Here is a 12536-nt window from a genome sequence, read left to right as displayed (position 1 = left end):
ATGGATTGATAACGTATTTGGTATGTATAGACCCTGGCATGGCACACTTGGACCGCGTTTTCCGCTCGAACCTGAAGCTTCGGCACCTGCAATTGGTGGTCGCGCTGGATGAGTTCCGCCACCTTGGCCGCACGGCGGAATTCCTGGCGGTCAGCCAGCCCGCCGTGTCGCGCATGCTGTCCGAACTCGAATCCATGCTGGGATTCACGCTGTTCGACCGGTCCGTGCGCGGCACGGAACCCACGGGCGCGGGCGAGTCGGTCGTGCGCTTCGCCCGCGGCGTGCTGGCGCAGTACGAACGCACGCGGGACGAAATCGACGCGGCGGCGAGCGGCGCGGCAGGCAAGACGCGGGTGGGCTCCATGGCGGTCGCCATGCCCGTGCTGCTTGCGCGTGCGGTCCAGGCGCTGAAGGCGCGCTCGGCACGGGCGACCGTGCAGATCGAGGAAGGGGACCTGACCCACCTGCTGCCCAAGTTGCGTCTGGGCGAACTGGATCTTTTCGTCGGCCGGCTGGAGCCCGGCTATGCCGCGCCGGATCTATCGACCGAGGCCTTGTTCGAAGAACCCATGGTGGTCGTCGCTCACCCGGCGAGCCCCGTGGCAGGCATGGCCGCGCCGGATTGGGCCGATCTGGCGGGGCTGCCTTGCGTCATGCCGCCGCCTTGGGCGTCACTGCGCGTAAAACTCGAACAGCAGTTCCACCGGCACGGGCAGCAGCCTTCCGCCGATCTGATGGAAACCTCATCCTATCTGGCCACGCTGACCTTCATCGGCGAGCGTGGCGCGGTGGGATTTCTGGCGCGATCAGCGGCGCGGCGCTTTCAGCGCCAGGGCCTGTGCAAGATATTGAACGTGCCGCTGTCGCTGGACTTGCCGCCCGTCGGCATCATCACGATGCGCGGCGGGGGGCTGTCGGCCAGCAGCGTGCAGTTGATCGAGTGCCTGAGGGAAGCGGCGTCGGCCCAGGCGGCCGATAGCGGCGTGTAGCCGGGCGGCATGGCGCCGCGCCGCGCGGCATGTATCAGTTCGGCCGGGATGCGGCGGCGGGCGCCAGGGCCTCGAGCAGCTGTTGCGCGTTGGCCTGAAGTTCGGCGACCGGATCGGCGCCATCGGTGGCCAGCACGATCACGCGGGCGCCCCCGGCCTCGATAGCCTGCCGCAGCGCCGGGGTGGGTTCGCGATGCAGCAGGGCGGCGGCGGCGCCGTTTTCCTTCAGCTTGCCCGTCAATCCGGCCAGCGCTTCCGGCGTCCAGGCGGTATCGTCGCGCGCGTCGGTCTCGATCAGGTCAAGATTGAACTCCGCGATCAGGTAGGGCAGGCGTTCGGACAGGCTGATCACCGCCACGTTTTCGGCCTGGGCCAGCCCGGCCTGGCTCTTGGCATTCAGTTCCACCAGGCTGCGCTTGATCTCGGCCAGGTTCACGCCGATGCGCTGCGCATCCGCCGGGGACAGGCGCCCCAGATCGGCCGCGACGATGTCGGCCATGCGCCCCAGGTTGACGATGCTGAGCCAGGGATAGGCGGCGAACTGGCCGCCGGGCCGCGCATCGCTTTGCAGGGCGATGCCGTTGAGCGCGCCATCCAGCGGGCGCGCGGCGTCGATTTCGACGATGCGGATATTGGTTCTGCGTGCCACCGCATAAAGCGGGTCATCGGGCCAGATCGAGCGCAGGCCCACGGCGGCGTCGGCCGAGGCCGCCGCCTTTTGCAGCGCCGCGCCGCCTCGCCCGTTGAAATACGACATAAGGCGAGTCGGCGGCAGATTGGCGGGGGCGGCCCGTTCGACGCGCACGCCGGTGCCCTGGGCCAGGCTGCTGGTCAGCGCGTAGACCACCGGGTGCGCGGCCAGGACGGTCGCGGCGGCCGGTGTGGCCGGCGGCGCCTCGGCCTGCGCCGCGCGGGCGGCGCGGCCGGATTTCGCGGGCTCTTGCGCCTGCGCCGCGACGCCGGCGCCCAGAGCGGCCATGCACGCCAGCGCCAGCGCGGCGTGGCGCATCGTATACCGCAACTTCACGTACCGCGACTTCAGACTCATGCTGCATTTCCTTTCAGACCGGGCACCAGGCTGCGCGCCAGGGCCGCGATCGCGAACAATATTCCCGCGACCAGAATGATGGCCGCGCCCGAGGGCACCGGCAGTTCAAGCTCGATTGGCAACATGATGCCTGCCAGCGTGCTGATCATGGCCAGCAACACCGAGATCGCGAAGAAGCCTTTGAGCGATTGCGCCAGCATCCGCGCCGCGGCCGCCGGTATCACCAGCAGCGCCCCCACCAGGATGGCGCCGATGACCTTGACCGAGGCCACGGTGACTAGCGTCACCAGGATCACGAACAGGTAATCCATGGCCTTGACGGGCACCCCGCGCACGGCGGCGAGTTGGGGATTGAAACTGGCCAGCATCAGCCGGTTGTAGTTGGGCAAGGCCAGCGCCAGCGCCAGCAGCGCCACGCAGGTCAGGACCGACAGGTCATTGCTGGTGACGGTCAGCACGGAGCCGAACAGCACGTTTTCCAGGATATGGATGTTGATGCGGCCGGACAGCACGAGCAGCAGGCTGGCGCCCAGCGCCAGCGACACCGACAGAAACACGCCGATCAGCGTGTCCGGCGTGAGCCGCGTGCGGTTGCTCAGGAAATTCAGCAGGATGCCGAAGATCAGGCAGTAGCTGAACAGGCTGCCGTACGGGCCGGTGTAGGGCTCGCCAAGAAGGATGCCGATGGCGACGCCGGTCAGCGCCGCGTGGCCGACGGCCTCCGAGAAAAACGCGAAGCGCTTGACCACCACCAGCGTCCCCAGCCCGCCAAGCACCGGCCCGATGATCAGTCCGGCCAGCAGGGCATTGACGACAAACCCGTAGGCCAGCGATTCGGGCAGCACGCCGGATTCGGCGCCGCGTTGCACCAGCGCGCGCAAGCTATCAAAAAAAGCGTTCATGCTGCCTGCTCCTGCGGCATGCGTTCGACGCGGGGCCGGGTGGAGAACAAGGCCAGCAGGCGGTCGGGCGTCAGCACCTGGGCAGGCGGACCGTCGCACAGCACCTGGCGGTTCAGGCCGGTGACGCGGTCGGCCAGACGGCCGACGGCCTCCAGGTCATGTTCGATCCACAACACGGTCACGCGCTGCGCGCGCCAGCCGTCCAGCAGGTCTTCGAACACGCGCACGCCGGCTTCGTCGAGGGCGGACATGGGCTCGTCCAGCACGACCAGCGCGGGACTCGGCACCAGCCCCTGGGCCAGCAGCACGCGCTGGCGTTCGCCGCCGGACAGCGCGCCCATGCGGCGGTTGCGCTTGTCCTGCATGCCGACACGCGCCAGCGCTTCGCCGATATCGCCCGAGCGCGCGCGGGACAGGCCCAGGAACGCGGGCTTGCGCTGGCACATCGCGGCCATGAAATCGTTGACGGTCATGGGCAGGCCGCGGTCGAACTCCAGCGCCTGCGGGATGTACCCGATGACGCCGGGCCGTTCGCCCGGCCAGGACACGCTGAGCTTGCCCCGATGCGGCATCTGTCCGAGCAGGGTCTTGACCAGCGAACTCTTGCCGCCGCCGTTCGGCCCCACCAGCGCATGCACGCTGCCGGGCGCGACGGTAAAGCCGACGCCGGTCAGGATGTCGGTGCGGCCCAGGGTCAGGGAAATGTTCTCGAAGGCCAGCGTCGGCCCGAGCGCGCCCGCCAGATGGGCCGTCACGCGCCGGCCTCCTCGATGGCGCGCACGACCGTGGCCAGATTCTGCTTCATTTCCTTTTCGAACTGCTCGGCGCTGTACTCGCCATACGAAATATGCGACAGCGCGTACAGCTTCACGCCGGTCTCGCGCTGGATGGTCTCGACATAGGCGGACGGGAAGTTCAATTCCGAAAAGATCACCTTGACGTTCGCCGCGCGCAGTTGCTCGATCGTGCCCTTGAGCTGCGCGGGGCTGGGTTCGATGCCGTGCGCGGGCTCCACCACCGCGGTCACCTCCAGGCCGAATTCGCGCAGCAGGTAGTCGTAGGCGCCGTGGATGGTGGCCACGCGCAGGTCCGCGTTGGGGGCCGCAACCAGTTCGCCCAGCGCGTCGGCGCGCAGCTTGCGCAGGCGTTGGCCGTAGGCGCGCGCATTGGCGGTGTAGGCCTGCGCATTGGCCGGGTCGATGCGGCCCATTTCGCGGGCGATGGTGTTGATCTGGGCGATGGACGCGGTGATGGACAGGAACGTGTGCGGATTGACCACCTTGCCCGAGTCGCCGCCGCGCGCGGCCATGCCCACGGCCGCCAGCAGCGGCACCTGGGCGTTGGCTTCGATCACCGGGATCTTGGGTTTTTCGCTGGCCGCGATCATGCGGTCGGCGAAGTCATCGTGGCCGATGCCGTTGAGCACCACGACGTCCAGCGTGCCAATGCGCTTGATGTCCTCGGCGCGCGGCTCGTAGGCATGCGGGTTGAATCCCACCGGGATGAGCGGCACCACGTCGGCCTTGTCGCCGACGATGTTGGCGACATAGCTGTAATAGGGATGCAGCGTCACGCCGATGCGCAGGCGCTTGGCCTCCTGGGCGTGGGCCGGCGCGAGCAGGGCGCAGGCCAGCAGCGCCAGCGCGGCCAGGGCGCAACGGCGCAGGAACGGCGGGAAAGACGAAAATACGGGCATGGATCTCGAGGCTCGGTATCGGGAATCGGCAGGAAGCGGGGCGGGGGCGGCGTATCAGGGCTTGCGCTGGCGGGTCACGCCGCTGTCGAACTGGGCGACGATCTGCCGCCAGCCCGCGGCGGCCAGGGCGGCGTCATCGGCAGGGTCGGGCACGCGGGCGCCGGCGTCGCGGCTGATCCAGACATCCGCCTGTCCGCCCGCGGGGGCGGCATGGGCGTGCCCGTGGGCATCCTTTGCGCCGCCGGCGTCGATGCGCAGCAGGAACGAGCCGGCCAAGGCCGGGTCGGCGGTCTGGCCCACGTACAGGGCGTGGCCCGGCTGACGCTCGACGCGCCAGGCATGGCCGCCACGCACCGCGGTGCTGTTGTCGGCCACGAACGGAGGCAGGCCCTGGGCGGCGAGGTCGGCTTCGGAAGGCAGCGCTTCACCGGCCTGGATGGCGAAACCGATCTCGTCGAAGGCAACGCGCAGGTCCGCATAGATGCCCTGTTCGGCGGGCGTCAGATCGCGCCGCGCATCGATCTGGCTGGCGGAGATGGCGGCGGCTTCGGGCGGCGCGGGGCGCAGGCCGATGTACCCGGCGGCGGCCGCGACGATGACCAGGCAGGCGCCCAGCACGGCAAGCGTTTCATGGCCGGCGCCCGCGGGGCGGATGACTTGTGTGTGCATATCCTATTGGATGTCCACGTGATCGATCTCCACGACGTGTCCGGGGCCGGCGTCGAAGAGCACGTAGAACTCGCCGTTCGGGCGCTTGAACGTGAGCTTGGAATCGTTGTCCAGCTTGCCCGGCACGAGGATCTGCTCGTCGTAGGAGATCACATCCATCGTCACGCCGGCGGCGCCGCTGCCGTCGGAAAACCCGCCGGTGCATTGGATCTGCTCGTTACCGGCCGGCTTGCATTCGGCCATGGGATTGTGGGCCAGGGCACCGGCGCTGGCGCCCATCAGGGCGCCCAGCAACGCCGCGCGCGCGGCATTCATGGAAAAGGAATTCATTGGGTAGCTCCTTGTTTCTTCAGCCACTCGGCGGTGGCGGGCGAGGCCGTCGCGATGGGCCACGCGACTTGATGCACGCTGCCGTCCCAGCCTTCCGCGGTGATCCACAGGTCGGCGTCGGGCGCGGTGCGTGGCGGGATGGGCACGGTGGCGAACGCCCGGTGTGGGCTGCCGAAGAATATCGAGCCCGCGGCGCGCAGGCTGCGCGGCTTGCCCACGCGCACATAGACCGCGCGGATCTGATCCTTGCACTGGTCGCACTGGGCCATGGTGAAGGTCTTGACCATGCCGGCCGGGTCGGATTTGGGCGCGCCGACTTCCCATTCCGCAAGCTCGAGCTTCCAGGGCCCGGCCTGCACATGGCCGGCGGAACGCTGGCCCAGGCCCATCAGGCCGCGCGACAGCGCCAGGTCGTCGAAATACTTGGGCACGTAGATGATGGGCAGGATCAGGGCCAGCGCGCTCAGGTGAAAGCGCCAGCGGCGCCAGAAACTGGCCTTGGGCGCGGCGGCGTTCAGGGTTGCGGTCTTGCTCATTCGGTCACCTCGCGTGCGGCGGTACGGTCGGCGCGCGCCGGGCGCAGCGCCTTGGCGGTGGCCTGGGCGGTGCGCTTGGTCCAGATCAGCAGGCCGCTGAGCGACATCATCGTCAGCAGCAGGCCAAACAGGAACCACACCAGCTTGAGCCAGAAACCGCCGAAGTCTCCCGTATGCAGCGGCCGCATCGATTCGGTGAAGAACTCCAGGCCGTTGCGGTCGGACAGGCGGCGCACTTCTTCGACGTGCCCGTTGTAGGGATTGATCTTGGCGAATTGGAACATCAGGGGATAGGCGCCGCGGCCCGCGATCGTGAGCGGGTCATAGGCGTTGCCGGGGAAAAACACGTGTTGGGTTTCCAGGCCGGGTAGTTCGCGCTCGGCGATGGCGACCAGCTCGTCCAGCGGCAGCCGCTTGACCGATCCGCCCTGGGTAACGGTGGGCACCTGGTCGCGCGCGACGATGGCGGGTACGCCCTGCGTGGAAATGGTGGTGGCGGTATCGGCCAGCACCGCCTGCACCAGGAACCAGATCGCGCTGACGGAGATCAGCAGGATGAACCAGACGGACCACAGCCCCGACAGGCGGTGGAAGTCACCCCAGAAAATGCGCGGCCCCTGGCCGACCCGCAGGCGCGGCTTCTGGAAATAGGCCCGCCAGAAGCGCTTGTAGACGACCAGCCCGGTCACCAGCGAGGCCAGCATCGGCAAGGCCAGGATCGATACCAGGTACCAGCCCCAGCTATAGCCATTATTGAAGGGAATCAGCAGCCAGCCGTGCAGCGCCCGCATGAATTGGCGCAGGTCGAAGTTCAATGCCGGCCCCTGTACCTCGCCGGTATAGGGATTGACATAGATCGACGTGAACTTGGCGCCCGGATAGCTGACCGACGCGGTCAGCGCAAACTGGGATTCCTCGGGCCACGACAGCCGCTGCACCGAAGCCTCGGGCTCCTGCCTGGCAATGGAATCCATCAAGTCCTGGTATCCCATGCGCGGGGTATCGGCGTCGGGCGCCTGGGCGCGGACGGCCGGATTGATGAGCCAGACGATTTCCTGGCTGATGACGGCGATGGTGCCGGTTGCGCAGACAAAGAAGACGAATATCCAGATTGGCAGGGCAAGCCAACTGTGAACGAGGAACCAAAGTTTGGAGCGCGATGGCTTGGCCATTCAAAAACTATCCCGAGAGCGAGGCATGTGGTCCCATTTAAGGGATGTGTCAGGCGGAATTCTAGCAATAATAATTCTCAGTTGTCTTACTGGACGCCGCCGCGCGTCGGCGCGGCGCGTAGAATGCGCATTGGCGCCGGCATCGGCCGCCGCCAGGAAAGAGCGCATGCCCACCGGATTGTCCTGTCCATCCCCTCGCTTCGCCTGTGCCGCCACTCTGGGGCGGCTGTTGCTGCTGCTTTTGCTGATGGCGCGCGCCTGGGTGCCCGCGGGATACATGCCCGACACGGACGCCTTGAAGCAAGGCCGCCTGGCCCTGGGGTTCTGCGCGGCCGGCGGCGCGTCGTTCATGGGCCTGCGCGCATTGGCCGACCAGCAGGCGCAGGCCGATCCACATCACGGGCACCACGAACATGGCGGCCATCCCGCGGAAAGCGGAGCCGGCCAGGAGTGTCCCTTTGGGCTGAGCGCGCATCAGGTGCTGCACCTGCCGCCCGTTCTGGCGCTGGCTCCCGTGCTGTTGCGCGGGTTCGCCCAGCCGCCGCCGATGGTGGCCAGCCCGCGTCCGCCGCTGCCGGCCGCGGGGCCGCCGCTGGGTCAGCGCGCCCCCCCTCGAATTCTCGGATGACCTTCCGTCGCCGTGCGCGCCCCGCGCGCACGAATGCCGCCCGTTCCTGGCGGCGTCCGTCGTTCTCGAGACCCTCATGTCCACTCAAACCCTGGATACCCCCGCCGCGGCAACGCGTGCGCGGCCGGTTAGCGGCAGCGCGCTGCTGGCGCTGATCACCCGGCTGCATTTCTACATCGGACTGTTTGTCGGTCCCTTCATCCTTGTGGCGGCGGTCACCGGCACCCTGTTCGTGCTGACCCCGCAGATCGAAAACCTGCTCTATGCCGACCAGTTGCGTACGGCTTCCACCGGGCCATTCCAGCCGCTGGCCAGTCAGGTCGAGGCCGCCCAGGCACGCATCGGGCCCGGTCCGCGCCTGTTCGCGGTGCGCCCCGCGCCCGCGCCGGGCGACACTACCCGCGTGATGTTCTCGCAACCCGGCCTGGGCGATTCCGAAAGCCGAGCGCTGTTCGTGGACCCCGTCACCCTGGAGATCAAGGGCGACATGATCGTCTATGGCACCAGCGGCACGCTGCCTTTCCGCACCACGCTGGACTATCTGCATCGCAACCTGATGCTGGGCGAGCTGGGCCGCAACTACAGCGAACTGGCCGCCTCCTGGCTGTGGCTGGCGGCGGTGGGCGGACTGGTGCTGTGGTTCGCCCGGCGCGGCCGCAACCCCGCGGACGCCGCGCGCAGCCCGCGCCTGCGCGCCCGGCGCTGGCATGGGTTGCTGGGTTTGTGGGTGGGCATTGGACTGCTGTTCCTGTCCGCCACCGGACTCACCTGGTCCAACTGGGCTGGCGCGCGCGTCGACCAGCTACGGGCCCAACTGGGCTGGATCACGCCATCGGTATCCACGAAGCTTCCCGGGGCCGCCGGCGCCGGGATGGCGGCCGCGGGCGAACACGCCCATCACCATGGCGCCATGCACGATCCCGCCGCGATGGCGCCGGCCCCCGCGAGCGTGGCGCCCGGTTTCGACCGCGTGCTTGAAGCCGCCCGGCTGGGCGGCATCGACAGCACGCAGCTGGAGATCCGGCCGCCGCGCGCGGCCGGCCAAGCGTGGCTGGTGCGCGAAGTGGACCGGTCATGGCCCACGCAGGTCGATACCATCGCCGTCGACCCGGCCACGTTCGCCATCACGAGCCGGGCGGATTTCGACACCTTTCCGCTCATCGCCAAGCTGATCCGGTGGGGCGTGGACATGCACATGGGCATCCTGTTCGGCTGGCCCAACCAATTGCTGATGGCCGCCATCGGCATCGCGCTGTCGGCCATGATCGTCCTGGGCTACCGGATGTGGTGGCTGCGCAGGCCGGGCCCGGGCACCGGCCCGCGCACGCTCACGCACGCATGGCGGGACCTGTCGTGGCCCGCGCGCATCCTGGCCTTGGGCGCGGCCGTGGCATTGGGTTGGTGCCTGCCGGTGATGGGAGCAAGCCTCTTGGCGTTCGTGGCGGTGGACGTGTTGCGCTGGCGCCTGGCCCGGCCGGCGGGCAGCCGCCGTTGATCTGCATCAACCGGCAGCGCAGATAGATGGGGCAGGGCGGCAGGCTGGCCCCATTTTCGCCATTTTCGCCCGGCCCGGGTGATACCATCTGCGCCGTCAAGGGGATACCGATGCACACATGCGGCACTGCAGGGAGACGATGGTTCGCGCTGTTCGCGGCGGCCCTTTTCGTCTTCCAGGCATTGATCGCATCCTCCGCCGTGGCGGCGCCTCGTGCTGTTTCCGGCAACGCGGGCGCCACTACCATCATCTGCACGGCTAGCGGCCCGCGCGTCGTCACGCTGGACGTTGACAGCGCAAAGCAGGGCGCGGCACAACACAGCGGCGCCTTGCCGCACTGCTGTGCCGCCGGCTGCGCCATGCTGGGCGGCGCCACGCTCCCCGCGCTCTGGCTGTTCGCCTGGCTGCTTCCCGCGCCGGTGCAACCCGGCGCCACGGCGCCCGCCACCACCCCCCATTTCTCCAGCGCGCTCGCGCGATTGCTGCAGCGATCGCGCGCTCCGCCGTTCTTCGCCTGACGTTGTCTTCCTAAGCGTCACCGGTTCGCGTCGCGCGCCGCCTTTCCTGGCGGGCACGGTGCCGTCCGCCAACGAAATCCTCCTCACCGCGCTCGACAAGGCCCCGTTCACGGGCGTCTTGCGCGGGCGCGCGCCTGCGCGCCGGCGGTTTTCGCGGGACACCGGATGACCCAGTCCAACGATCCAAGACGGTCGAGATCCCGATATGAGCAAGAAGCACGAATTCCTCCGCATGACCTGCCTGGCCGCTGCGATGGCCGCCTCGTTTCCCGCCTGGGCGCAAGCCGCCGATGGCGTTTCCACGCTGGACCCGGTCGTGATCGTGGGCGTGGCGCCCAGCGCCCCGCTGACGTTCACCACGGACCCGAAGCTGCCGCGCCAACCGCTGCCCGCCAGCGATGGCACGGACTACCTCAAGACCATTCCCGGCTTTTCGGCGATCCGCAACGGCGGCACCAATGGCGATCCGGTGCTGCGCGGCATGTTCGGCTCGCGCCTGAACATCCTGACCAATGGCACCTCGATGCCCGGCGCGTGCCCGGCGCGCATGGACGCGCCCAGCTCCTACATTTCTCCGGAGAACTTCGACGAGCTTACGGTCATCAAGGGGCCGCAGACCGTGCTGTGGGGCCCGGGCGCGTCCGCCGGCACGATCCGGTTCGATCGCGACACGCCCCGGTTCACCGGTGACGGCGTGCGCTTCGACGGCAGCCTGGTGGGTGGATCGTTCGGCCGCAACGACCAGACGGCGGACCTGACCGTCGGCAACGAAAAGGTCTACACCCGCGTCACGGCCAACCATTCCCATTCCCAGGACTACAAGGACGGCAATGGTGACACCGTGCCGTCGCGTTGGGATAAATGGAACGCCGACGTCACGCTGGGTTTCACGCCGGACGCCGACACGTTGTACGAATTGACCGCCGGCACGGGCGACGGAGAGGCGCGCTACGCTGGACGCAGCATGGACGGGTCGCGGTTCAAGCGCGAGAGCTTTGGCGTGCGCTTTGAGAAGCGCAACATCGGCACGGTGCTGAACAAGGTGCAGGCGCAGCTCTACTACAACTACGCCGACCATGTGATGGACAACTACACTCTGCGCGCGCCGGACCCGATGAGCGCGATGCCGATGGCGATGGCCGCCGACGTGGACCGCGCCACCTGGGGCGGCCGGTTTGCCAGCACCTGGGATCTGTCCCAGGACGTCAGCCTGGACGCCGGGCTGGACTTCCAGCAGAGCCGCCACCGCTCGCGCAGCGGCACGGACAGCATGCCGTATCGCAGCCAGGCCTGGGTCAAGGACGCCGATTTCTCCAATACCGGCCTGTTTGGCGAGATCACCTGGCGCGCCGCGCCGGACAGCCGCGTCATCGGCGGCGCGCGGGTGGACTGGTCATCCGCCAAAGACTTCCGTCAGACCGCCGGTGGCATGATGATGCCCATGCCCAACCCCACGGCCGGCGAGCGCCGCCGCGATACGCTGCCCAGCGGCTTCCTGCGCTACGAGAAGGACCTGGCGGCGCTGCCCGCCACGGTCTACATCGGCCTGGGTCACGTCGAGCGCTTTCCGGATTACTGGGAGCTGTTCTCCCCGGACAGCGGCCCCGCGGGCTCCGTCAACGCGTTCGAGGGCGTCAAACCCGAAAAGACCACGCAACTGGACTTCGGCGCCCAGTACAAGACCGAGACCCTGGACGCGTGGTTCTCTGGCTACGCGGGCTACGTCGATGACTTCATCCTGTTCAACTACCAGTCTGGCGGAATGATGGGGCCGTCGTCGCAGGCGACCAACGTGGACGCCAGGATCTTCGGCGGTGAGCTCGGCGCGTCCTACGCCGTGACGCCGGAATGGAAGCTGGGCGCCACGCTTGCCTATGCCTGGGGGCAGAACCGCTCGGATGGCCGGGCTCTGCCGCAGATGCCGCCGCTGGAAGCCAAGCTCAGCGCGACCTATGACGACGGCACGTGGTCCGCGGGCGCGCTGTGGCGCATCGTGGCGCCGCAAAAGCGCTATGCCCTGAATGAAGGCAACGTGGTGGGCAAGGATTTCGGTCCCAGCGCGGGGTTTGGCGTGTTTTCCATCAACGGGGGCTATGCGGTCAACAAACAGGTACGGCTGTCGCTGGGTGTCGACAACCTGTTCAACAAGACCTATAGCGAACACCTGAATTTGGCGGGCAACGCCGGCTTTGGCTATGCGGCCAATACGGGGGTGAATGAGCCGGGCCGCAGCGTGTGGGCCCGCGTCAGCGTCAGATACTGAGGCCAGCCCGAGCCGGTGGCACGATACTTGCTCATTACGTTCCGTAGCGCCTTTCATTTTTTCCTGGAGCAGCGTCATGAACGAGTTCAATTACACGGCCACCTCTCCCTCCGCCCCGCTCTTGAGCAGCGGCGAACGCTGCGCACTGCGCACGCTTGCCGCGGCGGAACAACTGCTCCATCCCGACACGCCGTCATCGGTGTCCATGTCCTCCGTGGAGGCCGAACTGGCGAGGTACGTGAAGGAAGCCTACCGGCCCCGCGCCGCCTGGTAGACGGCAAATGGACGCA

General features: G+C 68.0%; 14 protein-coding genes. 6 read left to right on the top strand and 8 right to left on the bottom strand.

Annotated features, from left to right (window positions below):
- Positions 1–38 precede the first annotated feature (38 nt).
- Positions 39–989 (top strand): LysR substrate-binding domain-containing protein, encoded by a 951-nt coding sequence (locus tag ASE30_RS08795; RefSeq protein WP_057283917.1) that lies wholly within the window; start codon positions 39–41, stop codon positions 987–989.
- Between the two features lie 34 nt (positions 990–1023).
- On the opposite strand, the gene ASE30_RS08790 is transcribed toward ASE30_RS08795, so the two are convergent.
- From ASE30_RS08790 to ASE30_RS08755, 8 genes are read right to left on the bottom strand one after another with little or no spacing between them, the layout of a single operon-like run.
- On the bottom strand, positions 1024–2037 hold the full coding sequence (locus ASE30_RS08790) for a metal ABC transporter solute-binding protein, Zn/Mn family (protein ID WP_057283916.1): 1014 nt from the start codon (positions 2035–2037) through the stop codon (positions 1024–1026).
- On the bottom strand, positions 2034–2939 hold the full coding sequence (locus tag ASE30_RS08785) for a metal ABC transporter permease (protein WP_057283915.1): 906 nt from the start codon (positions 2937–2939) through the stop codon (positions 2034–2036). The genes ASE30_RS08790 and ASE30_RS08785 overlap by 4 nt, the downstream gene beginning before the upstream one ends.
- Positions 2936–3694 (bottom strand): metal ABC transporter ATP-binding protein, encoded by a 759-nt coding sequence (locus ASE30_RS08780; RefSeq protein ID WP_057283914.1) that lies wholly within the window; start codon positions 3692–3694, stop codon positions 2936–2938. The genes ASE30_RS08785 and ASE30_RS08780 overlap by 4 nt, the downstream gene beginning before the upstream one ends.
- Positions 3691–4635 (bottom strand): metal ABC transporter solute-binding protein, Zn/Mn family, encoded by a 945-nt coding sequence (locus tag ASE30_RS08775; protein ID WP_057283913.1) that lies wholly within the window; start codon positions 4633–4635, stop codon positions 3691–3693. The genes ASE30_RS08780 and ASE30_RS08775 overlap by 4 nt, the downstream gene beginning before the upstream one ends.
- Positions 4636–4689: 54 nt before the next feature.
- The gene (locus ASE30_RS08770; protein ID WP_057283912.1) at positions 4690–5304 is read right to left on the bottom strand and encodes a DUF6162 family protein; all 615 of its coding nucleotides are present in this window, start codon (positions 5302–5304) and stop codon (positions 4690–4692) included.
- A 3-nt stretch (positions 5305–5307) separates the two neighbouring features.
- Entirely contained in the window at positions 5308–5634 is a 327-nt protein-coding gene (locus ASE30_RS08765; RefSeq protein WP_200964416.1) for a hypothetical protein, read from the bottom strand.
- A complete protein-coding gene (locus ASE30_RS08760; RefSeq protein WP_057283911.1) occupies positions 5631–6170 on the bottom strand; it encodes a hypothetical protein in 540 nt (179 codons plus the stop codon). The genes ASE30_RS08765 and ASE30_RS08760 overlap by 4 nt, the downstream gene beginning before the upstream one ends.
- Complete coding sequence (locus ASE30_RS08755; protein ID WP_057283910.1) at positions 6167–7342, bottom strand: PepSY domain-containing protein; 1176 nt, start codon at positions 7340–7342, stop codon at positions 6167–6169. Before ASE30_RS08755 ends, ASE30_RS08760 begins: the two co-directional genes overlap by 4 nt.
- A 166-nt stretch (positions 7343–7508) precedes the next feature.
- Here ASE30_RS08755 and ASE30_RS08750 point away from each other — a divergent pair, with 166 nt between their 5' ends.
- From ASE30_RS08750 to ASE30_RS08730, 5 genes are all read left to right on the top strand, one after another.
- Positions 7509–7970 (top strand): DUF2946 family protein, encoded by a 462-nt coding sequence (locus ASE30_RS08750; RefSeq protein WP_235515227.1) that lies wholly within the window; start codon positions 7509–7511, stop codon positions 7968–7970.
- 76 nt (positions 7971–8046) lie between these two features.
- The gene (locus ASE30_RS08745; RefSeq protein WP_057283908.1) at positions 8047–9465 is read left to right on the top strand and encodes a PepSY domain-containing protein; all 1419 of its coding nucleotides are present in this window, start codon (positions 8047–8049) and stop codon (positions 9463–9465) included.
- Positions 9466–9575: 110 nt separating this feature from the next.
- Positions 9576–9983 carry a DUF2946 family protein gene (locus ASE30_RS08740; RefSeq protein WP_057284000.1) on the top strand — a complete coding sequence of 136 codons (408 nt, stop codon included), beginning with the start codon at positions 9576–9578 and terminating at the stop codon, positions 9981–9983.
- A gap of 205 nt (positions 9984–10188) precedes the next feature.
- On the top strand, positions 10189–12246 hold the full coding sequence (locus tag ASE30_RS08735; RefSeq protein ID WP_057283907.1) for a TonB-dependent copper receptor: 2058 nt from the start codon (positions 10189–10191) through the stop codon (positions 12244–12246).
- 76 nt (positions 12247–12322) lie between these two features.
- Positions 12323–12520 (top strand): hypothetical protein, encoded by a 198-nt coding sequence (locus tag ASE30_RS08730; RefSeq protein WP_057283906.1) that lies wholly within the window; start codon positions 12323–12325, stop codon positions 12518–12520.
- The last annotated feature ends 16 nt before the right edge of the window (positions 12521–12536 follow it).

Origin of the sequence: Achromobacter sp. Root83, assembly GCF_001428845.1 — a bacterium.
Taxonomy (GTDB): Bacteria; Pseudomonadota; Gammaproteobacteria; order Burkholderiales; family Burkholderiaceae_B; genus Achromobacter.
Note: the sequence above shows the minus strand (reverse complement) of the source record. Positions and strands in the feature narration are given on the sequence as shown.

Excerpts from the sequence above, each read along its gene's own strand:
- ASE30_RS08795 (WP_057283917.1), top strand. The coding sequence starts at position 39 with ATGGCACACTTGGACCGCGTTTTCCGCTCGAACCTGAAGCTTCGGCAC.
- ASE30_RS08790 (WP_057283916.1), bottom strand. The coding sequence starts at position 2,037 with ATGAGTCTGAAGTCGCGGTACGTGAAGTTGCGGTATACGATGCGCCAC.
- ASE30_RS08785 (WP_057283915.1), bottom strand. The coding sequence starts at position 2,939 with ATGAACGCTTTTTTTGATAGCTTGCGCGCGCTGGTGCAACGCGGCGCC.
- ASE30_RS08775 (WP_057283913.1), bottom strand. The coding sequence starts at position 4,635 with ATGCCCGTATTTTCGTCTTTCCCGCCGTTCCTGCGCCGTTGCGCCCTG.
- ASE30_RS08770 (WP_057283912.1), bottom strand. The coding sequence starts at position 5,304 with ATGCACACACAAGTCATCCGCCCCGCGGGCGCCGGCCATGAAACGCTT.
- ASE30_RS08765 (WP_200964416.1), bottom strand. The coding sequence starts at position 5,634 with ATGAATTCCTTTTCCATGAATGCCGCGCGCGCGGCGTTGCTGGGCGCC.
- ASE30_RS08760 (WP_057283911.1), bottom strand. The coding sequence starts at position 6,170 with ATGAGCAAGACCGCAACCCTGAACGCCGCCGCGCCCAAGGCCAGTTTC.
- ASE30_RS08755 (WP_057283910.1), bottom strand. The coding sequence starts at position 7,342 with ATGGCCAAGCCATCGCGCTCCAAACTTTGGTTCCTCGTTCACAGTTGG.
- ASE30_RS08750 (WP_235515227.1), top strand. The coding sequence starts at position 7,509 with ATGCCCACCGGATTGTCCTGTCCATCCCCTCGCTTCGCCTGTGCCGCC.
- ASE30_RS08745 (WP_057283908.1), top strand. The coding sequence starts at position 8,047 with ATGTCCACTCAAACCCTGGATACCCCCGCCGCGGCAACGCGTGCGCGG.
- ASE30_RS08740 (WP_057284000.1), top strand. The coding sequence starts at position 9,576 with ATGCACACATGCGGCACTGCAGGGAGACGATGGTTCGCGCTGTTCGCG.
- ASE30_RS08735 (WP_057283907.1), top strand. The coding sequence starts at position 10,189 with ATGAGCAAGAAGCACGAATTCCTCCGCATGACCTGCCTGGCCGCTGCG.
- ASE30_RS08730 (WP_057283906.1), top strand. The coding sequence starts at position 12,323 with ATGAACGAGTTCAATTACACGGCCACCTCTCCCTCCGCCCCGCTCTTG.